Origin of the sequence: Pusillimonas caeni (assembly GCF_003545815.1) — a bacterium.
Taxonomy (GTDB): Bacteria; Pseudomonadota; Gammaproteobacteria; order Burkholderiales; family Burkholderiaceae_B; genus Pusillimonas; species Pusillimonas caeni.
Genome location: NZ_PDUW01000005.1, coordinates 15,310 through 38,155 on the forward strand (window position 1 = coordinate 15,310; position 22,846 = coordinate 38,155).

Here is a 22,846-nt window from a genome sequence, read left to right on the forward strand (position 1 = left end):
CATCCATTCCAAAAAACAGATCAAGCCTTTCTGGATTCGCGCAGGGCGCTTATGGCCACCCAAAGCAATGTCGCGACCGACGCGGCGACGAAGAACAGGCTGATCGGGCGTGTCAGCAGCGGCAGGTAGCTGCCGTCATACAAGACCAGGCCGGATCTCAGATTGACTTCCGCGATCGGGGTCAGAATGTAGGCGATGATGAACGGACCGACGGGCATCCTGGCCTTCTGCAGCAGGAAACCGAAGACACCGAAGCCCAGCATGACCAGGACGTCGAAGAAGTCGTTCGACACGGAGAAGGCGCCGATCACGCAGAACACCACGATCACGGGAAACAAGACCGATTTGTCGAGATACATCAGCTTGGCCAGAAGCGGCGTCGCGATCCACATGATGAGGAAAACGATGATGTTCGCCAGCAAGGCGCCCGCAATGATGGTGTAGGCGATGTCGGGGTTGGAGCTGAACAGCAGGGGCCCCGGATTCAGATCGTGAATCACCATTGCGCCCAGCAGTATGGCGGTGGTCACCGAGCCCGGTATGCCCAAGGCGATGAGGGGCGCCAGAGAGCCCACCGCGGCGGCGTTGTTGGCCGTCTCGGACGCGACAATGCCCTCGCTGGCCCCCTTTCCGAATTGATCGGCGTTCTTCGAGGTGGCCTTGGCCACGCCATAGGAAACGATGGAGGCGGTGGTGGCGCCGATACCCGGCAAGATCCCGATCCATGTCCCGATGACCGAGGAACGGATCAGGTTCCAGCCGTTGATACGGAAGTCCCTCAGCTTGAAGGCCACTTTATTGGACACGCTGTCGACGATCTCCGCCACAGCCGCCGTCTTCGACACGTCGATCAGCACCTGGCTCAGGACCAGCATCCCGAGCATGACCGGCAAGAGTGAAAAGCCGTTGTCCAGGGCGCTCACGCCGAAGGTCAGCCTCAGCGATCCGGAGACGGGGTCGATGCCCGGGAAGGACAACAAGGCGCCGAGTCCCGCCGAGATGAGACCGTTGACGAATCCTCCCTTGGAGATCGCCGCGATCAGGACCAGCGCCACCAGCGTCATCGAGAATATCTCGTACGGACCGAACCGCACGGCGAAGTCGGAAAGCGGCGGGGAGAATACGGCCAGAACCACCCATGCCAGCATGCCTCCCGCCAGAGAAGCGCCCACTCCCAGTCCCAGGGCCCGCGAAGGCTCTCCCTTCTGGGCCATCGGGTAACCGTCCAGCGTCGTCATGATCGCGGACTCTGTCCCCGGCATGTTCATCAACGTGGCGCTGATCAGCCCGCCGGTCGTGGCGCCTATGTATATCGTTATCAGAAGAATCAGCGCATCGCTCGCGCTCATGAAATAGGTCAGCGGCAGCGCCAGCGCAATGACCATCGCGCCGGACAGGCCCGGAATGGCGCCCACGAAAATACCAAGGCTCGCGCCGACTGCGGCCCAAAGCAAGCCGTTCACCGAAAAAGCGGCGAGATATCCTTCCATCATGTCTTAGCCCTCTCTGGATTCCCGCTCACAGGAAGAAATGAAAAACCCGGGTGGCGACATAATCGACGGCGGCGGAGAAAATCGCCGTGGCGACGACCGCCTTGATGATCGTTCCGGCCGTGCGCAGCCTGACCAGATACAGGAAGGAAACGGTCAGAAAACAGAACACTGCTATACCGAACCCAAGCTTGAACACATCGATCGCGAGGACGAACAGCACGATGAGGCCCAGCATGGCCAAAGATCTGAGCAAACCGCTTTCAGGCTGGCCGGCCTGCATGCCCCGCCCTTTCAGCATTGCGGCCAGCTTGGCCAGGGCCATGACAAACAGGAAGACGGCTACCGCCTTGGGCAGCGAGGCCGCCCCCAGGGGCTCGTAGGCGCTCGGCTCGATGCTTAGCGACGAGGCATAGAACAGGGCCGCCAAGCCCAAAGAGAGCACAACGCTGATCCAGTCGTATCGGACACGTGGAGTAAACATGGCTTATCTCGCTATCGCTTGGTTTTATTTGGATGCGGACGTGCCTTTCACAATGTCCACGACATCTTCGAAAGACTTGAACTCCGCCGCCACGCGCTGCTTGAGCGCATCGCCGCGCACTATCTTGAGTTCTTCGCCGGTGCGCGAGAGATAATCACCGACGCCTTTCGAATGAGCGGCTTTCTCGATAGCGTCGGCGATGACGTCGATACGCTCGGCGGGCGTGCCTTTGGGCGCCCAATAGCGGCGGTTGATGCAAGAGGAAATCGGGTAGCCCAGCTCTTTCGCCGTGGGCAGGTCCGGCGCGATCGCCGAACGCTCCGGGCTCATCATCGCCAAGGGCCGCAGATCGGCCTCGCCTCGCTTGATCCACAATGGAGACATCAACGCCATGTCCGTGAAGCCGCCTTTCAGCGACACGAATCTTTTCGCCGTCGAGCCGACGGGGACGATGGACCACTGCGTCCCGAGTAGCTTCATCAGTTCGGCCGACGGAAAATGCGTCACGCCTCCGATCTCGTCAGCCTGCTTCAGGCCCCTGCCCTCTTTCTTGACGGCGGCGACGAAACCCTCGAAGTCCTGGATCGGAGATTTTTTCGGCACGGCCATGAACATGCAGGCTTCGCTCACCTGGATCACCGGCTCGAAGTCATCGACGGAGTAGTCGACCCGGCCCATCGCCATCGAGCTGAACATCTCCTGGTGTATCTGCAGGATGGTGTATCCGTCGGGGTCGGCCTTCAACACCTGGCGGGTTCCGACCGCGCCACTCGCCCCCTCGGCGTTGGTGATGACCAGGGGAACGGGCAGGAGCTTGTCGGTTTCGATGACGTTCTGAATGGCACGCGCCAAGCCGTCGGAGCCGCCGCCGGCACTGAAAGGAACGACCAGATGGACGGGCTTGCCCGGAAACGCGTCTTGCGCGATCGCATGCTGCGCCGCGGCCATCTGGGTGAGCCCCAGCACGGCGGCGGCAAGGCTCGAGGTTACAGCTTTCTTCATAATGCCTCCTTGTAAAGCGCCCAGTCCTTCCACCTCGTGGTGTTCGCCTGGCCGGCATCTGATTCCATTGTCCAGCGCCGCCTTCATGGCCGGCCTTCCCGCTTGGGAAGGAAAGGCTCGTCGGCGATGAAGCGCCGGCGGCCATGGACAAGGTTTGTCTCGGATGTAGAAATTTTTCTCGGATCCCCTGAACGCTGCGTCGCCTTGCCGGCGGCCGCATCCTTTTTTCAGGTTGAATCTATTGTGTGGTGAACATCGATATAAGACAATAAACATGAACTAATAAACAACATTAGCCAAATGAATGTTAATGATCTCGACCTGAACCTATTGCGGCTCTTCAATGCGATATACACGCGCAACAAAGTCAGCCTCGCGGCGGACAGCCTGGGAATCAGCCAGCCCGCGGCCAGCCAGGGGCTGGCTCGCCTGCGGGTTCTGGTCGGCGATCCACTGTTCGTGCGCGCGCCGGGCGGGGTGCGGCCCACGCAACGCGCCGAAAGGCTTGCGGCGGCGGTGCGCAACGCACTCGACATACTCGACCTCGCGCTTGCCGATACGGACGCCTTCGATCCGGCCCAGTCGCAACGCGTGTTCCGGATTCAGATGATGAGCGACATGGGCGAAGACCGGTTTCTTCCCGGCCTGCTGGCCGAGATAGAGCGCCAGGCGCCAAGAATCGGATTGAAGTCCATATCGCTCGAAACGATTGAACTGGCTCAGGCCATGGACAACGCGCAAGTGGACTTCGCCTTCGGCTATTTTCCCCGCCTCAACGGTACCCGGCGCGTGCCGCTGTTCAACGACCGCTACGTCGTCCTGCTGCGCAAGCGCCATCCCCTGTTGTCGCGCGCCAAAGACCACCGCGTACCCGCGGCGCTGCTGCAGCAAGTGGAATTCGTGGCGGTCGAAACCCATCTCGATACGCTGCGCATGCTCAAGCTGCTCGGCCTGGAGCAGCGTTTGCGCCTGGTGTCGCAGCACTTCATGACGCTGCCGTCCATTATCCGCGCGACCAATCTATGCGCCGTCGTGCCTCACACCACCGTGGGCGAGTTCAATCGCCACGGCGAATTCGCGTATATCGAGCCGCTGGATCTCCCCCTGCGCAATTTCACGGTGTCGCTGTACTGGAGCCGGCGGTTCGAACAAGATGCCGGCATCATCTGGTTCCGCGATCTGGCAAGCCAGCTGTTTGCGCGCTCGCCTTATGGCGGCAAAGACGGTCAATGAGCCGGCTTGGCCAGCCAACGGCGGCGCGGCGATCGAAGTGGATTGACTGGTTGCAAAGTGGTATTGGAGTAGTGCCGCTCCACCATAGACCTCAAAAAAGCCTGATCGCTCATCGAGCACCGGGCTTTTTTTCATTTTTCAGATAAGCCAGTTTTCCACTGCCAGGCCGCGAATTCGCTCGAACTCTCTGACATTGCCCGTCACGAGTGTCATGCCAAGCGCGTAGGCGTGGGCGCCGATCAACAGATCGTTGGCGCCGATGGGCTCTCCAGCTGTTTCAAGTTCGGCGCGAATGCCGCCATATTTAGTATCGGTCGGGATGTCCAGAGGCAGAACGGGAATCGTCTCCAAAAGACTTTCAACCCGGGCCAGGAGTTTGGCGGAGCCCTTCTTCGCGCAGCCATAGCGCAACTCGGCCGCGACGATGATGCTGGTGCAGATTTCTTGGTGGCCGACGCGCTCGATGTGATGAGCAGCAGGGCCGTCCGGGTCGCGCAGAAGCGCACTGATGATGTTGGTGTCCAGCAGATAGCCGCTCACAGGAGGTCTTCCGGCGCAGTCGGTGTGTCGGAGATGTCGGGGAATTGGTCTTCAGGAGCAAGCGGCTCGTCTTTTCTCCATTGGACCAAAAGCTCGACGATGTTCCTTGGTCCGGTCACAGGCTCGATGATGAGCTTCGTGCCTTCTCGCCGTATCAACACGCGATCGCCCGGCAGTTCAAATTCTGCCGGAATCCGCACAGCCTGGCTGCGGTTGTTCCGAAAGAGCTTGGCTTCCCGCGGTCTGGAATTAGTGGTCGTGGCGGTCATGTTCTCGCTCCTGGAATGCATATGCCACATTGTATATGCCAAAACATGAGAACAAAAGTAAGGCAGGACAGTTTTTGCCGTCGGATGTATTGCATTCTCGATCGAGCGCCTGGCGCAGGCCTCATACATCAAATAATTTGAGGTAAAACCGAAAAATAACTTGTTTGAACTTCATGCACGCGCTTCCTATACTGGACTGAACACCAGCGGCTTCTTTCCGGCCGCAATTCAAGACCAGCGAGGAGCCATGATGACTGTAGCGGCAGCGACAAACTCGATCGGCGAACGCCATGAAAATCGGAAAACGGCCATCGCAGTCAGGGTGGCCGATGTGCAGAAGATCGCCGAGGACATCTACAGCTACGAGCTGGCGGCCGACGGCCTGCCCGCGTTCACCGCGGGTTCGCATATAGACCTCTATTTACCGAACGGGCTGATACGGCAGTATTCCCTGTGCAACGATCCCGCCGAACGGCATCGCTATGTGATCGCCGTGCAACGGGAACAGGAGGGGCGCGGCGGGTCCATCTACATCCATGAAAACCTGCATGCGGGCTGTGAACTGAGCATTTCCGCCCCGCGCAACCACTTCCCTCTGGAAAGGTCGGCCCGACGCTTCACATTCATCGCCGGCGGCATAGGCGTGACGCCGCTGGCGGCCATGGTCAAGACCTGCTTGCGGGAGCAGGCTGATTTTCATCTCCATTATTGTGTCCGTTCGCGCGCGCGCGCGGCGTTCATGGAAACCCTCCTGCCTCTTGCCGCGAAGGGCCGGGTCTCCCTGTACTTCGACGATGAAGGCGGCCGCCCCGACTGGGCCGAAATATTGAAGCATCCCGGTGAAGGCGAGCATGTGTATTACTGCGGCCCTTCGGGCTTTCTGGACATCGTCGGCGCGGCATCGGCTCATTGGCCGGCGGGCCACGTCCATTTCGAACGGTTCAGCGCGGGCAGTCCTTCAAGCACAGAGGCGCCCGGCGAAGCGGACGAGCCCTTCGACGTCCGGCTGGCGCAGAGCGGCGAAACCTATACCGTGGGCGCGGATGAAACGATTGTCGAGGTGCTCGAGCGCAACGGCGTGCACGTCGACGTATCCTGTGAGGAAGGCTATTGCGGCACCTGCATGACTCGTTATGTGGGCGGGGTGCCCGAGCACCGGGATTCCGTCCTGGACGACGCAAACCGGAAAAACTACGTGATGGTATGTTGCGCCCGCGCCAAGCAAGGCCCTCTGGTCCTGGACATCTGAACGCCGCCGCATCCGAGCGGGGTCTTCACGAAGACCCCGATTAAGCAACCCATGCAAGTACGACTGCCCGAAAGCCGGACGGCGCGTCCGGCTTTCGGGGCAAAGCCGATGCAGCGCGGTCAAGCCTTCACTCGGCGTGAGCCATGTACTCTTGCGGCACGCTGACCCGGCTCGTCGCCAGGCACACCACGATCATCAGCACAAAACCCACGATCGAGCTTATGCCCAGCGCGACGAAGACGTTCTCCTGTATCCCCGTCACTGTAAGAACAATGTAGCACCCCGCCCCGCCGATGGTCGAAGCCAGGGCCCCCAGGCGATTCGCCTTCTGCCAGACGTATCCCAGCGCGATGGGGGCGATGACGCCGCTGATGATCGCCGATATGCCAAATTGCGTCAGCAGCGCCAAAGAGTCCGGCCGCTTGAACGACATGATCATCGACACCACGCCGACCACGATGAGACCCGCCCTGGACACCACGAGTGTGCTTTTTTCGATCTTGTCGCTGTCCGCGTTGGCGTCACGATAGATCAAGGGCGCGATCAAAGGCTTGTAGATGTCGTTTCCAATGATGGCGGACATGCCCAGATAAAGGCTGTTGGTGGTCGAAAGAATGGCCGACAGCAGCCCTCCTATCATCAGCGCAACCACAATGGTGGGGAACGCGTGCTCAATATAGACGGGGATGGCGCTGTCCGCCGAGGCCAGGTTGGGCATGATCACCCGGGCGGCCATGCCCGCAAACACGGCAAAACAGGACAACAGGAACAAGGTGATGCCCGAAGACAAGATGAACGGCCTCAGGTCTTCTTCCTTTTCTATTGAAAGGACTTTGTTCATCAGGTGCGGCAACAGCCCGAAGGTAAACAACAGCCAGCTGATGGAGATGATGGCCAGCCAGCTGTAGAAGGGACCGGATTGCGCCACCGGCGCCGTCAGATTCGGATCGATCGCATGCAGCTGTGCGCCGAGCTCGCCCAGAAAATTCCATCCGCCGCCGATGGTCCAGGCGAGGGAAACAAATATGGCCAGTCCGGCCACGCACATAAAGACACCCTGGATGCCGTCCCCGATATACTGCGCATAGGCGCCGCCTACGAACAGATAGGCGACTGTCACGGCCACGCCCAGTATGACACCCCAGGCATACGGCAGGCCCATGATCGCTTCGAACGTGGTGGCCAGGCCCACGTTCTGGCCGACGACATAATAGATATTGAACAGCGCCAGCAGCCCCACCAGCACCTGTATCGACACACTGCCATACCGGATCTTGAGCCAGTGAGGCAGCGTCAGGGCGCCTTCCTGTTTCTGGCCGTCGCGCCAGAACTTGCGCGCGAACAGCACCAGGCCGCTCCATGTCAGGACAAAACAGCCGAACGTCCACCACAAGGTGGGCGCGCCATAGGTATAGGCCCAGCCGGGGACACCGAGAAACAGATTGGCGCTCGCATAGGTTGCGCCGAAGCTGATGCCGATGATCCACGGGTTGACCTGCCCGCGCGCAATGGAATAGCCGCGCATGGATCTGCTGTGCTTGGCCCCGAGCTTTCCCACCCATAGTATGACCACTAGGTACAACAGCAGAAAGGCTGTGATAGACCATATGAGAAAGGTTTTATCAGCCATAGTCGCCTCCAAATATTATGTAAGTACTTCATCTCTCTGCGTTAGTAGCTACCCATAAAAACAAACCAATAACCCGCGCGCACATCTTCCCGGACGCCTTGAGAAAAGCGCCTTCTTTCAATGTCTTGCTGAACTTTCTAAGTTGGCCGCCCAGGCGGCGTTACAGCCGCCCTGAGCGGCGCCGATACGGCTCGTCGAACGCTTAATGCGGATGTGCGATATAGCGCGACCGGTGTGCCTTGCTCAACCCCGCGCTCGATCGCGGATACATATGGTTCCAGATGGCGACCACGATTCCGCCACAGACGACGATGCCTATCCAATACAGACTGAACATGAGTTTTACCTCCTCCTTTCAAATAAACCAGCTCGACCGCAACGACTGTTATTGTTGTAGAAAGCTTGAAACTCGATACATCACACTGCTTGCGACGGCCCGCTGCGTCTTCAACTTCTGGCGGCAGACTGTTTGACGCTCGCCCAATATTCCTGCATTCGCCTCTTCAAGCCCGGCTCGGCCACCGTTCCGGCCAAGATGCCCATGTCCAGGTCGGCCTGCCGGGAGTCGCGCCTGAACAGGCGCGCCCGGGTTCCGGAGGGTATGCGCGTCAGCGATTCATATTGCCGGGTAATGGCTTCATCCAGTTCGTGGCCGTCCATCACCTGATGCACCAGTCCCAGATCCACAGCCTCCTGGGCAGTGATGCGCTGCTGCTCGACCACCGCCCGGTATGCGTGATCGCCGATCAAAGCCGCCAGGCGATTGGTGCCCAGCAGGATGCCGAAACGGATGCCGGGGAAACGAAAGGACGCGTCCGGCGCGGCAAGGCGCACCCGGCAGGCGGCCATGAGGTCGGCGCCCGCGCCCATGACGGGCCCATGCGCGTACACCAGCGTCTGACAGGGCGCATAATGGAGTTTCTGCAACAGCGTTTCCAGCCGCAGGAAACGATGGGCGAGGCTGGCGTCGGACTCGCCGTCCAACCCTCTTAGATCGAACCCGCCACATAGCGTGGAGCCGTGGCCGCGCAGGACGATGAGCGCCACCCCGCTGTCTATGCTTTGCTGCAGGCTGGCCGACAGCGCCTCGACCATCTCGACATTCAACGCATTGGCGAACCGTGCGCGGTTCAGGCAGATTTGCGCGACCGCGCCCGCATGGCTGAAAGCCGTTTCGACGAGCCCTCCGCCCGAGGCATCGGACAGGTCGTTCACGATTGAGCCTCCGCCTTGCTGGTCCATTCGTTGAGGACGGCCTGGTTGTGCTCTCCCAAGCGAGGAGGAGTCCGTCGGACCTTGAACGCGTAGCCGCTCATTCCTATCGGAAAGCGCGTGGTCCTGGTCGACACGCCATTGGGCAGCATCAGGTCCTCGACGATTCCCATATGCCGGACATGCGGGTCGGCCATCACATCCGCAAAGGAATTGATGGGGCTTGCCGGGACGCCGCGCCGATCGAACTCGGCCAGCCAGTATTCCGCCGTGCGTTCGACGAACTTCGATTGCAGGATTTCCGCCAGGCGCTCTTGATTCTTCGCCCGCGACAGCTGGTCGATGAAGTCCGGTTCGCTCGCGAGCTCGGGCTTGCCCACCGCCTCGCATACTTGCAGCCACAGCTTGTCGGTACCGGCGGCAATTACAAAGTAATCGTCGCTGGCCTTGAAAGCCTGGTACGGCGCATTGCGCGGATGCGCCGAGCCCAGGCGCCCCGCCGGAACGCCATTGCCGAAGAACTCGCTGGTCTGAAGCGCGGAAATCCCGATGAGGCTTCCCAGCATCGAGCAATCGATATGGCAGCCCTCGCCCGTTTCACGAGTGCGCAGCAGGGCCGCCGTCACGGTGTACGCGGCGTACAGCCCGGCGCAGAAGTCCCCTACCGGAACACCGCATTTGACGGGGCCGCTGGCCGGCTCTCCCGTCACGCTCATCAGCCCGCTCATGGCCTGCACCGTGACGTCGAAAGCACCCCGTTCGGCGTAAGGGCCCGTCTGGCCGTAGCCGCTGATGGAGCACATGACGAGACGCGGATTCAACGCCTTCAGCGCCTCGTACCCCAACCCCAGGCGCTCCATGACGCCGGGGCGGTAGTTTTCGACCAGGGCGTCGGCCGCCGCGCACAAGTCCTTCAAGGCCTCGACGTCCTTCGGGTCTTTGAGATTCAGCGCAACGCTGCGCTTGTTGCGATTGAGCGAAGCGAAGTTCTCGCTGTAGGTCTCGCCGTCCGCGCCGTCCGCAAGAGGCGGCCACGACCTCATCCCATCGCCTTGGCCCGGGCTTTCGATCTTTACCACGTCGGCGCCGAGATCCGCGAGCAACGAGCCGGCGAAAGGCCCGGCCGCGATCTGCCCGAGCTCCAGGACGCGAATCCCAGCAAGAGGGCCAGGAATGTTCATGCTGATACCTCATGCACTGATGGTTGGCGGCAGCCGCAGCGAGTTGCCTGGTGGCTGCACGGGGAAGCAGTCAAGCGATGGTTTCTTGCGCCACCCGGACGCGGCGGGGCGCCGGCTCGGCCTGGCGTTCCGCCCGCTGCATGCTCAGCATGATCTGACGCGCCCGCCGCAGCGCCGCGTCCGAACCCAGGAACAGTTCGGAATAGCCCTCGTCGGGGTACTCCATCATTTTCTGCTGCCGCTCCAGGGCCCATTCATCCTCGGCCACCACGGCATGGAACATGTCGGCGATTGCCTGCGTGGTCGAACGCGATGTGTCGTTCAAGGGGGTATGCCCCTTCCTGCTGGAAATCAGGATTCGCCACACCAGATTGCTCTTGTCGACCGGATAATGCAGATGCAGCAGCGTGTAGCCGCGCTCCATGTCGGTGCCCAGCTGTCCGGGAGGCGCCACATTCATGACCACCCGGGTCAGCCCCGGCGTCACCATGGTGTGCGTGTGAACCCGGTCTATCACCTCGTAGTGGAACCACTCGCGGAAATAAGGCGGCTGCTTGTAGTTTTCCACTTCACGGATCGTCCGCACATACTTGAAGCCATCCTGCTCGCCCTCTTCGAGCTGCACCGGTATGTCGCTGTTGGCGCGATCGCCGATGTTGCCGTCATGCAGCGGATAGAAGTGGCTGATGTCGAGCAGGTTTTCGATCAGCAGCAGATAGTTCGATGGCGAATGGACCACCTGGGGCAGCGGCATGGCCGTCAGGTTCTCGTCCACCGCTTCTTGGGTGCGAGGCGGCGCAATCCCCTCGCAGGCGCTCGGATCGCCCGGCCACATCCACACAATTCTGTCCTGCTCGCAAACCGGGATATTGCGCAAATGAGCCTGCTTGGGAATGGGGCGGTCTGCCTGCGAGGGAATCTCGACGCACTGTCCGCTGGAGTCGTATTGCAGGCCGTGGTAGGCGCATTCCAGATTGCCGTTGTCGAGCAGCTTGCTCTCCGACAATGGGAAGCGCTTGTGACAGCACCGGTCGTCAAAGGCCACCACTTCGCCTTCTTCGGTGCGCCAGACCACCACCGGCTTGTCGGCGATCTTCAGCCCTTTGAGCTTCGATGTCTCGAATTCTTCGGAAAAGCCTATCGGATACCAACAGTTCCTCACGTACTCAAACTCAGACATTAGTCTTCCTCCTTGCTGGACTCGTTCGTGTCAAGACCGTTTCAGCCAAGACCGCTTCGGTGATTCATTCTGGTTTGAATACAGCATAGGGGCTGGATTTATTAACAACAAGCGATATATTATGGGGTTAAGCATCAAAATTATTGATCTGTTTATGCCGGGGCAAATCGAGCTTTTGGTCCAGATCGATGTCTCGCTGACATGCGGAACCCTTATCAAGGCGGTGACTGACTATGTCGTTCCAGCAGATTGAAGCCTTCTACTGGGTGGTTGTGCTGGGCAGTTTCGCTGCCGCGGCCGATCGCCTGTATGTCACCCAGTCCACCATTTCAATGAGGATACGAGAGCTCGAAAAGCATCTCGGCGTAGAACTGTTCGACCGCTCCAACCGGTCGGCCCAGCCCACCGCCACGGCGCTTGAATTGATGCAGTACGCGCGCCGCCTGCTCGGGCTGAACACCCAGCTGAAGCAGAAGATCATGTCCGCCACGGCCTTTACCGGACAGGTGAGGCTGGGCGTGGCCGAGGTGGTGTCCCTGACCTGGCTGCCAAAGCTGATCGAGGCCATATCCGCGTCCTATCCCCGGGTCAGGCTGGAAATCGAACAGATGCTGACCGAGGACCTGATGCACAGCCTCAGGAAAGGCGCACTGGACCTGATTCTGGCGCCCGGCCGCGAGCCCGAGCCGGGGCTCGACACGACGTCTTTGGGCAGCGTCGAGTTCTCGTGGATGGCCAGCCCCAAACTGCGCCTGGGCGGCGCGAAGCGAAGCGCGCAAGAGCTCGCCGAGCAGCCGGTGATCGGGCTGGCGCGCCAGTCCTATCACCACGCAATGATCGAAGACTGGTTCAGGAAGGGGCATGCCTACTGCTACTACCAGCTGCGCTGCACCAGCATGCTCGTGGCGGCCTCCATGGCCGTCAGCGGTGTCGGCTGCGCCTATCTGCCGGCACGGTGCTTCAGAAAAGAACTTCAGGCGGGCGAACTGGAGCTCATCAACACCACCATGAACTCCCGCGTGGGATTCATCACGGCGATGTCGACCGATGAAATAGACCCTTTGCTATTGCGCATCGTCGACCTGGCTCTGGAGGCCAGTGATTTCGACGATAAAGAAATCAAAGAAGGCGCGGCCGTCAAGCCACTCCCAACATAGAATCCAGCAACGCTTCGTCCGCGGCGAGCTCATCGCTGGCCGCCCTGTGGCAGATGCGCCCGCGCTCCAGAACAATGGCCTGCGAGGTCATCTTCAGCGCCACGATGGGATGCTGCTCGACCACGATGGCGGTGACCGTGCCTTGGCCTATCATTTTTTGAACCGCCACGGCCACTTCTTCGGCGACGATGGGCGCCAGGCCTTCCAGCGGTTCGTCCAGCAGCAGCAGAGCCGGGTTGGTCATGAGGGCGCGGCCGATGGCCAGCATCTGTTGTTCGCCGCCCGAAAGCTGGTCGCCGTAATGGTGTCTGCGCTCCTTGAGCCGGGGGAAGAGCGTCCATACGGCATCGAGGTTCCAGTGCCCCGGCCGCGCGACGACCGACAGATTCTCTTCCACCGTCAGCGACCTGAACACGCCCCGCTGCTGGGGTACCCAGCCCATGCCCATGCGGGCGCGCCGGACGGCGTCGACGCCGGCCAGCGAATCGCCGCGCCAGCGTATGACGCCGCCTGTCTGCCGGGTGGCGCCCAGCAAGGTGCGCAGCAAGGTGGTCTTGCCCACGCCGTTGCGTCCCAGCACCGCCAGGCTGGCGCCTTCTTCGATCGTGAGGGAGATGTCTTCGATGATGGTGGCATCGCCATAGCCGGCGTCGATTTCTTGCAGGGTCAGGAGTTCAGGCATGGCTGTGTCCCAGATAGCTTTGGCGCACTCGCTCGTCATGCGCGATTTCCTGCGGCGTGCCCTGGGCCAGCAGCGCGCCTTCGGCCAGCACCGAAATGCGCGACGCGAACTGGAACACCAGCTTCATGTCGTGCTCGATGAGCAGAATGGTGAGTTCGTCGGGAAGCTCGGCCAGCGTCTGGAACAGGCGGCGGCTTTCGGCCATGGGCACGCCCGCGGCGGGCTCGTCGAGCAGCAGCACGCGCGGCCGGCAGGCCAGTGCCAGCGCAATCTCCAGCAAGCGCTGATGGCCATAGGCCATGAAGCGCGTTTCGTCGCGCGCATGCTCCAGCAGGCCCACGGTGCGCAGGATCTCGGCCGCCTCGTCCACCGCTCCGGCATGGGCGGCCGAGGCGCCCACGAAGGAAAGGCCCGCGCCGTTCGCCTGGCACACCGCCAGCGCCACGGAGTCCAGCGGCGTCATTTCTCCGAACAAGGCGGTGATCTGAAAGGTCCTGACCAGCCCCCGCCTGACCCGCTGGAACGGCGCGAGCTTGTTGATGCGTTCGCCTTCGAGCAGGATATCGCCGGACTGAGGCTGCAGAGCGCCGGCCAGCAAGTTGACCAGGGTGCTTTTACCGGCGCCGTTGGAGCCGATCAGGGCATGGCGCTCGCCCGCCCTCAGTTGGAAGTCGACATTGCGCGTAACCTGCAGGGCGCCGAAGCTGAGGCATAGCTTGCGGGTCTCGAGCACCACCCTGGCCGAGGCGCCGGCGGCCGGCGGCGAAGTTGCGGCGTCGGCGGACTGCATGGCGGTTGAAGCCGGGCTCATGGCTGCCTCCGTTGCATGCGGCGGCCCAGGCGCTGGGCCATCCGGCGCACCACGGCCACGACGCCGCCCCGCACGAACAGCACCACCAGGATCAGCACCAGGCCCAGCCAGAATTGCCAGTAGACCGGATTGACGGCGGCGAGCGAGTCCTGCGCCACCAGAAAGCCCGTGGCCCCCACCAGCCCGCCGTAGAGCTGGCCCAGGCCGCCGATGATGAGCATCGTCGCCACGTCGGCGCTGCGCTGGAAGGACAGCACGTCGATGGCGACGAACTGATTGGTTTGCGCCAGCAGGCCCCCCGCCACGCCGGCCATGGCGGCCGACAGAATATAAATGCGGCTCAGGGCGCGCGTGTTGTCGATGCCGATGGCGCCGGAACGGACGGGGTTGAGCCGCACGGCATGCAGCGCCAGGCCGAAGGGCTGGCGCACCAGATGCCGCGCCAGCAGGAAGCCGAGAAACAGGCAGACGGCCGAGTAGACATAGGCGGTGCGCCCCCACATGTCGAACTCGAACGTGCCGAACAGCGGAGCAATGACGATGTCCAGCATGCCGTCGAGGCCGCCCGTGAGGCTGGCCGCCTTGTTGGCCACCTCGTAGAACAGCATGCCCAGGCCCAGGGTGATCATCAGCCGGCTGAGGTCGTTGCCGCGGCAGACCAGGCGCGCCGTCAGTGCGGCGATGAAGGCCGCTGCCGCCGCGGCGATGAACAGGCCCGACAAGGGCTCGGTCCACCCCTGCTGGCCCAGCTTGCCCGCCGTGTAAGCGCCTATGCCGAAGAAAGCCGCATGGCCCAGCGTGACGATGCCCGCGTATCCCATGACCAGGTCGAGCGACAAGGCGAACAGGGCCGCGATGAGGATCTGGGTGCCCAGCACGAGATAGCCCGGAAATACGAACCAGGCGGCGGGCACCAGAAGCCAGAAGACGATTTCGGCCCAGTGCCAGCGCCGCTGTTCGCGCAGATATTCCGCCCCGCCGTTCATGGATGCCTCCTTCTCACGCTGCGCAAGCCCGTCGGACGCAAGGTAAGCACCACGATCATGACCAGATAGATGATGAACGCCCCCATGGCCGGCACGTAGTAGGCTCCCGCTATGATGACGATGCCGATGAGCATGGACGACAGGAAGGTGCCCATGATGGAGCCCGCGCCGCCCAGCACGACGATGAGCAGCGCCAGAACGAGATATTTCAGCCCGAAGCTGGTGTCCAGCCCCATGGCCTGCACACTGAGCGCCCCGCCCAGGGCGGCCAGCGCCGACCCCACCGCAAAAGCGCCCATGAAGACCCTGTCCACCGGAATGCCCAGGCTGCGCGCGACATCCTGGTCGTCGACCGAGGCGCGCACCATGGCGCCGAAGCGCGTGCGCACCATGCCCAACTGCAGCAGGACGAGCACGGCCAGCCCTACCACCAGCAGGAAAAGCCGGTAGCGCGAGAAGCCGAAGGGTCCGATGCGCAGGCGTCCCTGGAGGAACTCGGGAATGGTGACGGCCTGCAGGCCCGGCCCCCATATGTAGGTGGCGGCGGCGGCGATCATGAAGAGGGCGCCTACCGTGAGCAGCACCTGGGCCAAGGGCGGCGCGCCGTAGACGAAACGGAACAGCCCCCTCTCGAGCACCACGCCGAACAGGCTGGTCAGGACAATTGCCAGCAACAGGGCGGGAAAGAAGGACCAGCCCAGCATGGACATGCCGCTGATGAGCGCATAGCCGCCCAGCATGGCGATGGCCATGTGGGCCAGGTTGACGAAGCCCATGAGGCCCAGGGTAATGGACAGGCCGACCGACATCAGGAACAGCAAGGCGCCATAGGCGAACCCGTCGAGCAATACCGCAATGCCGTTGATCAGCATGAAGCCATTCCTTTTACGCGCCTTCCAGGCCCAGCCAGGCCGCCATGGGCCGGCCGAATCGGGCTTCGGGCCCGTCGAGCGCCGCGATCATGGACAGATGATTCAGGCCCGCGCCTTCCTGGTAATCGACGTGGGCATGGCCGAGCAGGTGCCTGGCGTATGCGCGCGACTGGGCAATGAAGGCCTCCGGCTCATCGGCCCCCACGGCCACCATGACAGGCGCCCGCAATGGCGGAGGCGCTTGGCACAAAGGGCTGAGCCGCAAAGCCTGCTCGGCGTCGAGGCGCAGCCACTCCTGCGCCGGCGTGGCGACCACCGGACGCAAGTCGTACAGGCCGCTCAGCAGCATGCAGCCCGCAATACGGCATGGCGCCTCGGTCGGCAGGGCGTCGACCAGGGCCTGCGCCACCAGATGCGCGCCCGCGCTGTTGCCCGCCAGCACGACGGGGCCTTCGACCATTTCGAATGGCGACCCGCCGCTGACGACGGCGTGCAGCGCGCCGCCGATCTGGCGGGTGATTTCAGGCAGGGGCGTGTCGGGCACCACCGGGTAGCCCAGATTGATCCATTGCACGCCGGCCTTCACCCACGCGGGCGCCAGAAATGCCCGATTGGGACGCCCCTTGCCCTTCCAGTAGCCGCCGTGCACGAAGACGATGGTGCCGCGAACCGGCCCTTGGATGGGCCGGAAGATGTCGGCCGCGGCCAGCGGGTCGGCACCATACGAGACAGTCGTATGCTGGATGCCGGGCTGGGCCCGCGCTGCTTCGCTGAGCTGCTGGAAGCGCGCCAGCTGCCCGGCGGCGTCGGGCGTGCGCGCATCGATGTCGTAATCCTCGAAGCCGTTGCCCAGGCCGGAAATATCCAGCCCGGCCCAGGCAGGCGATTGTGCATCGGACGCCGTGCTCATTCTTGCGTGGTTCCTACATTGGGGATGGTTTCGAACTCGACGTTGGCCAGCTTGCCATCGACCTTCTCGACACGCCGGATGTACATGTTCTGGACGATGTCGCGGTTCTGGTCGATGGAAATGGGCCCGCGCGGGCTTTCGGACTTGAAGCTCTTGAGCGCTTCGATGGCTTTGTCGCCGTCTATCTTGCCGCCGAGTTTTTCGATGGTGTAGTAGATGGCGGCCATGCCGTCCCACGCGCCGGTGGCGTACCAGTTGGGCTGCTCGTTCTGGCCGTAGGCGGCCTTCCAGGCCTTGACGTACTTGCGGTTTTCGTCGGAATCGTGCGCCACCGAATAATGCATGCTGGTGATCAGGCCGACGGCGTCGTCGCCCAGACTGTCGAGCACGACTTCGTCGGTGAGCTCGCCGGTGGACAGGAGCTTGATGTCTTTTTCCATGCCGCGGCCGCGGAAGGTCTTGAGGAACTGCAGGCCCTGGTCTCCGGAGGGGCTCATGAAGAAAATGGCATCGGGTTCGGCCGCCGCGGCCCGCTGCAGGTAGGGCGCGTACTCGACCCCGCCCAGCGGCGTCTTGACCGAGCCCACCATCTTGCCGCCCGCCGCCTCGAAGGCCCTGGAAAAGTATTTTTCGACGTCGATGCCGGGCGCGTAATCGGGCACGATGGCATAGACGGACTTGATGCCCTGCTTGGCCGCCCATTCGGCCAGGGGTTCGGCAACCTGCTGCTGGCTGAGCGACACCCGCGCAATGTAGGGGGAACGGGTCGGCACGAAAACCGTGGCCGCGGCGTTCATGACGATCATCGGCGTCTTGGTCTGGGTGGCTACCGGAGCTACCGCCAGCGCATTGGGCGTCAGGCCGAAACCCGCCAGGAACTGCACGTGCTCGCGGGTAACCAGCTCTTGCGCGGCCCGCCGCGAAACTTCGGGATTCAGGCCGGTGGTGTCGCGATAGACCACTTCGACACGGGTCGACCCGGCCTTGTCGCCGTGCTCTTTCATGAAGAGTTCGATGGCGCGGCGCGACTGCTGCCCGTATATCGCATATGCGCCGGAGAATTCGCCGATGACGCCCACGCGCACGACGTCCTCGGCCCAGGAGGGGGCCGATCCGCCGGCCAGGAAGGCGCCGGCCGCAAGCGCCGCCATCGCGGCCCCGAAGCGGCGGCGGGACGGGCGCGGCCCGCCGGGTGCGGCATGGGAATCTAAAGAGAGATGTCCGGATGTCTTCATTTTTTGTCGCCTCCTTGGCTAGGGCCCGTTAACACTAACGCAGCACTTCATCGAGCATCTCGTCGGACGTGAGCACGTCGCCGAAGCTCTGGAATACCGTCGTGAAACCCGCTTGATGGTCTTCGGGATAGCGGGCGGCGTTGGCGTCGGACACCATGGCCACCTTGTAGTCGAGCATCATGGCGTCGCGCGCCGAGGTTTCACAGCAGAAGTTGGTGACCACGCCGCCTATGGCGACGTTCTCGATGCCCCGGGCGGCCAGTTGCTCGTGCAGATCGCACACGCCCGGAAAGAACGCGCTGAACCGGGTCTTGCTGGCCTGGATGTCGCCGGCCTGGACATCCAGGCCGGGATGCAATTGATGCCCCGGGTCGCCGGGCGTGAGGCCGTCGCGGTGCCGCGCGCCGTTGTCGGCCGAGAAGAAATAGTCGTGGTACAGAGGCCAGAGGCTCTTGCCGTCCTCCCCGGCCGTCATGCTGACCCAGGCCACGCTGGCGCCCTTGGCCCGGAAGCCCTGGGCTAGACGATTGATGACGGGAATGATGCGGCTGGCGGGCGGCAAGCCCTCGACATAGAATCGCTGCATGTCGATCACGACGAGGGCCGTGCGGCTGGGTTCGAAGCGGTCGAAAATGCGCATGCGCCCCCGTTTTTGCATGACACGCTCGACGACGTGGCTGGGCATGAGCTGCGATGTGGTCATGGCAATCGGCACATCCGTAAAGTTGATCGGTCTAGTGCGGCGGGCCCTTCGGCATAGGGCCAGTTTTTTTTAGTCTAGGGTGGAAAAACCCCTCTGAATAGACGAAAATCGCCTCATTCACTATCGAAAAAACTTATATGCACCTGCCCGTCACCCGTCCCGCCGAGCCCGCCGCGCCGTCCGTGTCGACCCGCCACTTGCGGGCGTTTCATGCGGTGTGCCTGCATGGCAGCGTCTCGCAGGCCAGCGCCGCGCTGTGCCGCGCGCAGTCGGCAGTGACGCGGGCCGTGCTCCAGCTCGAAAGCGAACTTGGCGCTCCGCTGTTCGAGCGCTCGGTGCACGGCATGCTGCCGACGCGGTTCGGCCAGGTGCTGCTGCGCCGCGTCGAGCGCGCCTTCGCCTACATGGACACCGCCTACCGCGACGTGGCCGTGCTGTCCCGCGACGCCCGGCGCAGCGGGCTGTACAGCCTGCACATGAACGAACGCCGCCTCAAGGCGCTCATCGAGCTGTCGCGGCGGCGTCACATGGGCGCCGCGGCCGAGGCGCTGGGCATTTCCCAGCCGGCGGTGAGCCTGATGCTGCGCGACATCGAGCAGGAAATCGGCGCCACGCTGTTCGAGCGCGGCGTTCGCGGCCTTTATCCCACCCAGGCGGGCGAAACGGTCATCTGGCAGCTCAAGCTGGCCCTGAACGAGATCCGCATCGCCGCGGACGAGGTTGCCGCCATTCGCGGGCTGAAGCAAGGCGAGGTGCGCGTCGGCGTGCTGTCGTTGGGCCGCAGCTACGTGCTTCCGGTGGCCATCACCCGGCTGCTGCGCAAACATCCCCAGCTCAAGGTCTCGACCATGGAGGGCGCGTTCGAAGTGCAGGTGAATGCCCTGCGCGCCGGCGAGATCGACTTCGTGCTGGGCGCCCTGCGGCCGCCCCAGCACTGCAAGGGCCTGAGCCGCGAGCCGCTGCTGAACGACATGATGGCCGTCGTATGCCGCGCCGGCCACCCGCTTTGTGCCCGGGCGGGCGTTTCGCTGGCCGACACGCTGGCGCACGAATGGGCGCTGCCCCATGCCGGAACGCCCACGCGCAGCCTGTTCGAGACCCTGTTCAGCAGCCGGGGCATCGGCCAGCCGCAGATCACGCTCGAAACGACAGACCTTTCCATCATCCGCGAAGTCTTGCTGGAAAGCGATATGCTCTCGCTCGTATCGCCGCATCAGTATCGGCGCGAATTCTCGTCCGGCATGCTTTGCCAGCTTCCGCTGGCCCTGCCAGAAACGGCCCGGCAAGTGGGCCTGCTGCGGCGCACCGACGACCGGCCCTCTCCCGGCGCGCAATTGCTGCTCGCCGAAGTGCGCGCCATCACATCCATACCCGAAGTGCCCCTAACGGAGCTCGAGCTTTCACTATGACCCACACCCCCCAAGTCCAGTTTCGCATGCGCATCTATCGCGACGGCACGATCGCCATCGGCCCCGGCCGGATCACGCTGCTCGAGGCCATCGACCGTACCGGCTCGATTTCCGCCGCCGCCAGGCACTTGAAGATGTCCTACAGGCGGGCCTGGCTATTGGTCAACGACACCAATAACGCTTTGAAGCAGCCGGCCGTCACATCGTCCGAAGGCGGTGCGTCGGGCGGCGGCAGCCGGCTGACCGAAACGGGGCAGGCGCTGATACGGCATTACCGCAACATCGAAGCCATCGCAGCCCAATCGGCACAGTCCGACATCGACGCGCTCACCGCATTAATCGCCCGCTGACCTGACAGAGATACTATTTTCGGGCGCTTGCAGCGCAGGCCGTTTAAGTTGAGGCGAGCGCCGGCGTGCCGTTGATGTTCCACAGGGACGCTGTCGACTCATTTGTCCGCGGCGACCTTGCCCAGCAGCTTGATCAGCGTCGCGCGTTCGCGGCCGGTAAGCTGCGCCGCGATGATGTCTTCGTAGCGGCGCGACAGCGCCGTCAGCCGGCGCAGTTCGGCATGCCCTTCGGAGGTAACCGCCAGCGCGTAGCTGCGCCGGTCGTCGGGTATGCTTTGGCGCTCCACGTAGCCCACCGATTCCAGGGCGTCGATGACCTTCACTACGCTGGCCCGGTTGACGCGCAAGGCGTCGGCCAAGGCCGACTGGTTGATGCCGGGCTGGGTGCCGATGATGCACAGGGCCGTCATGCGGGCTGGCGACAGCGCATCGGGGCCGAAGAGTTCGAACAGCACTTCGTACGACCGCACCTGGGCCTTCTTGATCTCGTAAGCCAGGGAATCGCGCAACAGATCGATATCGTCTTCCTTGCCCCGGCCCGAGTGCGCGTCGCGCTCGCCGGAGGCGAGCGGTTGTGGAAGGTCGCCGGCCGCGCCGGCGGAATGGTATGTGTTCATCGATAGCGCCACTGGAAGTACGCGGCAATCCTCCGTCGAATCCGGGCCCCAGGCCAGGGTTAGCACCGATGGAAGGCAGCCATCCGAGATAATATGATCTTTATAACTGTTAACCAGCCTAACAATATATTAGTATCGGCCCTGATGGACAAGCGCGCATCTCCGCGCAAGCCCATGCAACACGAATCTTCCAAGGACACCCATGACCGGCCTTAATCAGGTAGTGGCCATCGACATCCACACCCACGCCACTGTTTCCACGCGCAACGCGCCCGACGAAGTCGCCATCGCCTTCGATGCCGCCATGGCGGCCTATTTCAAAGAGAAAATGCCGCGGCCGACCATTGCCGAAACCGCCGACTATTACCGCGAGCGCAATATGATGGCCGTGATCTTCACGGTGGACACCGAGAGGGCCAACGGCCAGGTGCGCATCTCGAACGAAGAAGTGGCCGAAGAGGCCGCCCAGCATCGGGACGTGCTGATTCCCTTTGCCAGCATCGACCCGCTGCGCGGCAAGATGGGCGCGCGCGAGGCCCGCCGCCTGATCAAGGACTTCGGCATCCGGGGCTTCAAGTTCCACCCCTCGCAGCAGGAGTTCTACCCCAACGAGCGCCGCGCCTATGATCTGTACGAGGTCATCGCCGAAGCGGGTCTTCCGGCCATTTTCCACAGCGGCCAGACGGGCGTGGGCGCGCGCATGCGCGGCGGCGGCGGCGTGCGCCTGAAGTATTCCGATCCCATGTTCCTGGACGACGTGGCGGTGGACTTTCCCGACATGCCCATCGTCATCGCCCACCCATCGTTTCCCTGGCAAGAGAACGCCCTGGCGGTGGCCACGCACAAGCCCCAGGTCTATATCGATCTGTCGGGCTGGTCGCCCAAGTATTTCCCGCCCATTCTCATCCAGTACGCCAACACCGTCCTGAAGGACAAGATGCTGTTCGGGTCAGACTTCCCGGTCATCACGCCCGACCGCTGGCTGGAAGACTTCGACAAGATCGGCATCCGCGACGAGGTGAAGCCGCTGATCCTGCGCGACAATGCCATCCGGCTGCTGGGGCTGGACAAAGACCCGGTCTACGGCCGCTACGTGCGCCTGCAGCCCCCGGCGGGCGACGGCTGCTGCTAGAGCGGGTAGCGGCGTTCATCCAGGCATGCAGCGCATGCCTGCGTATAAGCCCCGGCCGTGACCGGGGCTTGTCGTTGCCATGCGGCGATGGGCTCAGGAAAAACAAGCCTTGAACTCGTCTGGAACGGCGGCGCCCTTCAGGCGGCCTTCGCCGACGAGTTCGGCCCAGGCGCGCAGTTCGTGGCCCGTGGCCACGAGCCGGTCGCCGCATTTCACGGTATAGCCCACCTTGAAGCGGCGCTCGGCCCACTCGACGATGTCGGCTTCGACGGTGATGACGTCGTCGTAGGTGACGGGAGAGCGGAACACGCTGCCGGCATCGACCAGCGGCGTCACCGCATTGAAGCGCGAGCGGATGATGCGCTGGCTAAGGCCCCGGCTGCGGCAAAGCCCTTGATAAGTGCTGTCGTACCAGTAAAAGAAAGTGGGGTAAAAGACGATGCCGGCATCGTCGCAATCGCCCCACTCCACGGTAAGGCTACGTTCAAACAGGCTCATTGTCGCCATGCTCC

Annotated in this window: 25 protein-coding genes; 6 read left to right on the forward strand and 19 right to left on the reverse strand. The window is 62.8% G+C overall.

What is annotated here, in order from left to right; genetic code table 11:
• Positions 1-20: 20 nt before the first annotated feature.
• From CSC67_RS11930 to CSC67_RS11940, 3 genes are read right to left on the reverse strand one after another with little or no spacing between them, the layout of a single operon-like run.
• Positions 21-1,493: a tripartite tricarboxylate transporter permease gene (locus tag CSC67_RS11930; protein ID WP_118994759.1), complete on the reverse strand. Its 1,473-nt coding sequence runs from the start codon at positions 1,491-1,493 to the stop codon at positions 21-23.
• 25 nt (positions 1,494-1,518) lie between these two features.
• Positions 1,519-1,974, reverse strand: coding sequence for a tripartite tricarboxylate transporter TctB family protein (locus CSC67_RS11935; protein ID WP_135227463.1), 456 nt, complete (start codon positions 1,972-1,974; stop codon positions 1,519-1,521).
• A gap of 24 nt (positions 1,975-1,998) precedes the next feature.
• Complete coding sequence (locus CSC67_RS11940) at positions 1,999-2,976, reverse strand: tripartite tricarboxylate transporter substrate binding protein (protein WP_118994761.1); 978 nt, start codon at positions 2,974-2,976, stop codon at positions 1,999-2,001.
• A 300-nt stretch (positions 2,977-3,276) separates the two neighbouring features.
• Here CSC67_RS11940 and CSC67_RS11945 point away from each other — a divergent pair, with 300 nt between their 5' ends.
• A complete protein-coding gene (locus CSC67_RS11945) occupies positions 3,277-4,209 on the forward strand; it encodes a LysR family transcriptional regulator (protein WP_118994762.1) in 933 nt (310 codons plus the stop codon).
• 138 nt (positions 4,210-4,347) lie between these two features.
• Here CSC67_RS11945 and CSC67_RS11950 read toward each other — a convergent pair whose 3' ends face one another.
• Positions 4,348-4,749 (reverse strand): type II toxin-antitoxin system VapC family toxin, encoded by a 402-nt coding sequence (locus CSC67_RS11950; protein WP_118994763.1) that lies wholly within the window; start codon positions 4,747-4,749, stop codon positions 4,348-4,350.
• On the reverse strand, positions 4,746-5,018 hold the full coding sequence (locus CSC67_RS11955; protein ID WP_118994764.1) for an antitoxin: 273 nt from the start codon (positions 5,016-5,018) through the stop codon (positions 4,746-4,748). The genes CSC67_RS11950 and CSC67_RS11955 overlap by 4 nt, the downstream gene beginning before the upstream one ends.
• 247 nt (positions 5,019-5,265) lie before the next feature.
• Between CSC67_RS11955 and CSC67_RS11960 the strand changes: the two genes are divergently transcribed.
• A complete protein-coding gene (locus tag CSC67_RS11960; protein WP_209304319.1) occupies positions 5,266-6,267 on the forward strand; it encodes a PDR/VanB family oxidoreductase in 1,002 nt (333 codons plus the stop codon).
• 127 nt (positions 6,268-6,394) lie between these two features.
• Here CSC67_RS11960 and CSC67_RS11965 read toward each other — a convergent pair whose 3' ends face one another.
• The 5 genes from CSC67_RS11965 to CSC67_RS11980 form a co-directional block, all read right to left on the reverse strand.
• A complete protein-coding gene (locus CSC67_RS11965) occupies positions 6,395-7,897 on the reverse strand; it encodes a sodium:solute symporter family transporter (protein WP_118994766.1) in 1,503 nt (500 codons plus the stop codon).
• Between the two features lie 202 nt (positions 7,898-8,099).
• A complete protein-coding gene (locus CSC67_RS21655) occupies positions 8,100-8,234 on the reverse strand; it encodes a hypothetical protein (RefSeq protein ID WP_280813374.1) in 135 nt (44 codons plus the stop codon).
• Between the two features lie 110 nt (positions 8,235-8,344).
• Complete coding sequence (locus CSC67_RS11970; protein WP_167752880.1) at positions 8,345-9,112, reverse strand: enoyl-CoA hydratase/isomerase family protein; 768 nt, start codon at positions 9,110-9,112, stop codon at positions 8,345-8,347.
• Positions 9,109-10,290, reverse strand: coding sequence for a CaiB/BaiF CoA transferase family protein (locus CSC67_RS11975; protein WP_209304320.1), 1,182 nt, complete (start codon positions 10,288-10,290; stop codon positions 9,109-9,111). Before CSC67_RS11975 ends, CSC67_RS11970 begins: the two co-directional genes overlap by 4 nt.
• Positions 10,291-10,360: 70 nt before the next feature.
• Complete coding sequence (locus tag CSC67_RS11980; RefSeq protein WP_118994768.1) at positions 10,361-11,470, reverse strand: aromatic ring-hydroxylating dioxygenase subunit alpha; 1,110 nt, start codon at positions 11,468-11,470, stop codon at positions 10,361-10,363.
• Between the two features lie 233 nt (positions 11,471-11,703).
• Between CSC67_RS11980 and CSC67_RS11985 the strand changes: the two genes are divergently transcribed.
• Positions 11,704-12,627, forward strand: coding sequence for a LysR family transcriptional regulator (locus tag CSC67_RS11985; protein ID WP_118994769.1), 924 nt, complete (start codon positions 11,704-11,706; stop codon positions 12,625-12,627).
• Here the strand turns inward: CSC67_RS11985 and CSC67_RS11990 are convergent.
• The 7 genes from CSC67_RS11990 to CSC67_RS12020 are packed head-to-tail and all read right to left on the reverse strand — an operon-like array spanning position 12,608 to position 18,826.
• Complete coding sequence (locus tag CSC67_RS11990) at positions 12,608-13,309, reverse strand: ABC transporter ATP-binding protein (protein ID WP_118994770.1); 702 nt, start codon at positions 13,307-13,309, stop codon at positions 12,608-12,610. The genes CSC67_RS11985 and CSC67_RS11990 overlap by 20 nt on opposite strands.
• A complete protein-coding gene (locus CSC67_RS11995; RefSeq protein WP_245220215.1) occupies positions 13,302-14,120 on the reverse strand; it encodes an ABC transporter ATP-binding protein in 819 nt (272 codons plus the stop codon). Before CSC67_RS11995 ends, CSC67_RS11990 begins: the two co-directional genes overlap by 8 nt.
• Positions 14,117-15,106 (reverse strand): branched-chain amino acid ABC transporter permease, encoded by a 990-nt coding sequence (locus tag CSC67_RS12000; RefSeq protein ID WP_118994771.1) that lies wholly within the window; start codon positions 15,104-15,106, stop codon positions 14,117-14,119. Before CSC67_RS12000 ends, CSC67_RS11995 begins: the two co-directional genes overlap by 4 nt.
• On the reverse strand, positions 15,103-15,978 hold the full coding sequence (locus CSC67_RS12005) for a branched-chain amino acid ABC transporter permease (RefSeq protein ID WP_118994772.1): 876 nt from the start codon (positions 15,976-15,978) through the stop codon (positions 15,103-15,105). The genes CSC67_RS12000 and CSC67_RS12005 overlap by 4 nt, the downstream gene beginning before the upstream one ends.
• 13 nt (positions 15,979-15,991) lie before the next feature.
• Entirely contained in the window at positions 15,992-16,888 is an 897-nt protein-coding gene (locus CSC67_RS12010) for an alpha/beta hydrolase (RefSeq protein ID WP_118994773.1), read from the reverse strand.
• Complete coding sequence (locus CSC67_RS12015; protein ID WP_118994774.1) at positions 16,885-18,123, reverse strand: ABC transporter substrate-binding protein; 1,239 nt, start codon at positions 18,121-18,123, stop codon at positions 16,885-16,887. Before CSC67_RS12015 ends, CSC67_RS12010 begins: the two co-directional genes overlap by 4 nt.
• A gap of 34 nt (positions 18,124-18,157) precedes the next feature.
• Positions 18,158-18,826, reverse strand: a complete 669-nt coding sequence (locus CSC67_RS12020) for a cysteine hydrolase family protein (RefSeq protein ID WP_118994775.1) — start codon at positions 18,824-18,826, stop codon at positions 18,158-18,160.
• A gap of 137 nt (positions 18,827-18,963) precedes the next feature.
• Here CSC67_RS12020 and CSC67_RS12025 point away from each other — a divergent pair, with 137 nt between their 5' ends.
• Positions 18,964-20,235, forward strand: a complete 1,272-nt coding sequence (locus CSC67_RS12025; RefSeq protein WP_118994776.1) for a LysR family transcriptional regulator — start codon at positions 18,964-18,966, stop codon at positions 20,233-20,235.
• Positions 20,232-20,585, forward strand: coding sequence for a winged helix-turn-helix domain-containing protein (locus CSC67_RS12030; protein ID WP_118994777.1), 354 nt, complete (start codon positions 20,232-20,234; stop codon positions 20,583-20,585). The genes CSC67_RS12025 and CSC67_RS12030 overlap by 4 nt, the downstream gene beginning before the upstream one ends.
• Before the next feature lie 98 nt (positions 20,586-20,683).
• Here the strand turns inward: CSC67_RS12030 and CSC67_RS12035 are convergent, their stop codons facing one another.
• Complete coding sequence (locus CSC67_RS12035; RefSeq protein ID WP_118994778.1) at positions 20,684-21,202, reverse strand: MarR family winged helix-turn-helix transcriptional regulator; 519 nt, start codon at positions 21,200-21,202, stop codon at positions 20,684-20,686.
• A gap of 202 nt (positions 21,203-21,404) precedes the next feature.
• Between CSC67_RS12035 and CSC67_RS12040 the strand changes: the two genes are divergently transcribed.
• Complete coding sequence (locus CSC67_RS12040) at positions 21,405-22,334, forward strand: amidohydrolase family protein (protein ID WP_118994779.1); 930 nt, start codon at positions 21,405-21,407, stop codon at positions 22,332-22,334.
• A gap of 93 nt (positions 22,335-22,427) precedes the next feature.
• Here CSC67_RS12040 and CSC67_RS12045 read toward each other — a convergent pair whose 3' ends face one another.
• Entirely contained in the window at positions 22,428-22,832 is a 405-nt protein-coding gene (locus CSC67_RS12045) for an acyl-CoA thioesterase (protein ID WP_118994780.1), read from the reverse strand.
• Positions 22,833-22,846 lie beyond the last annotated feature (14 nt).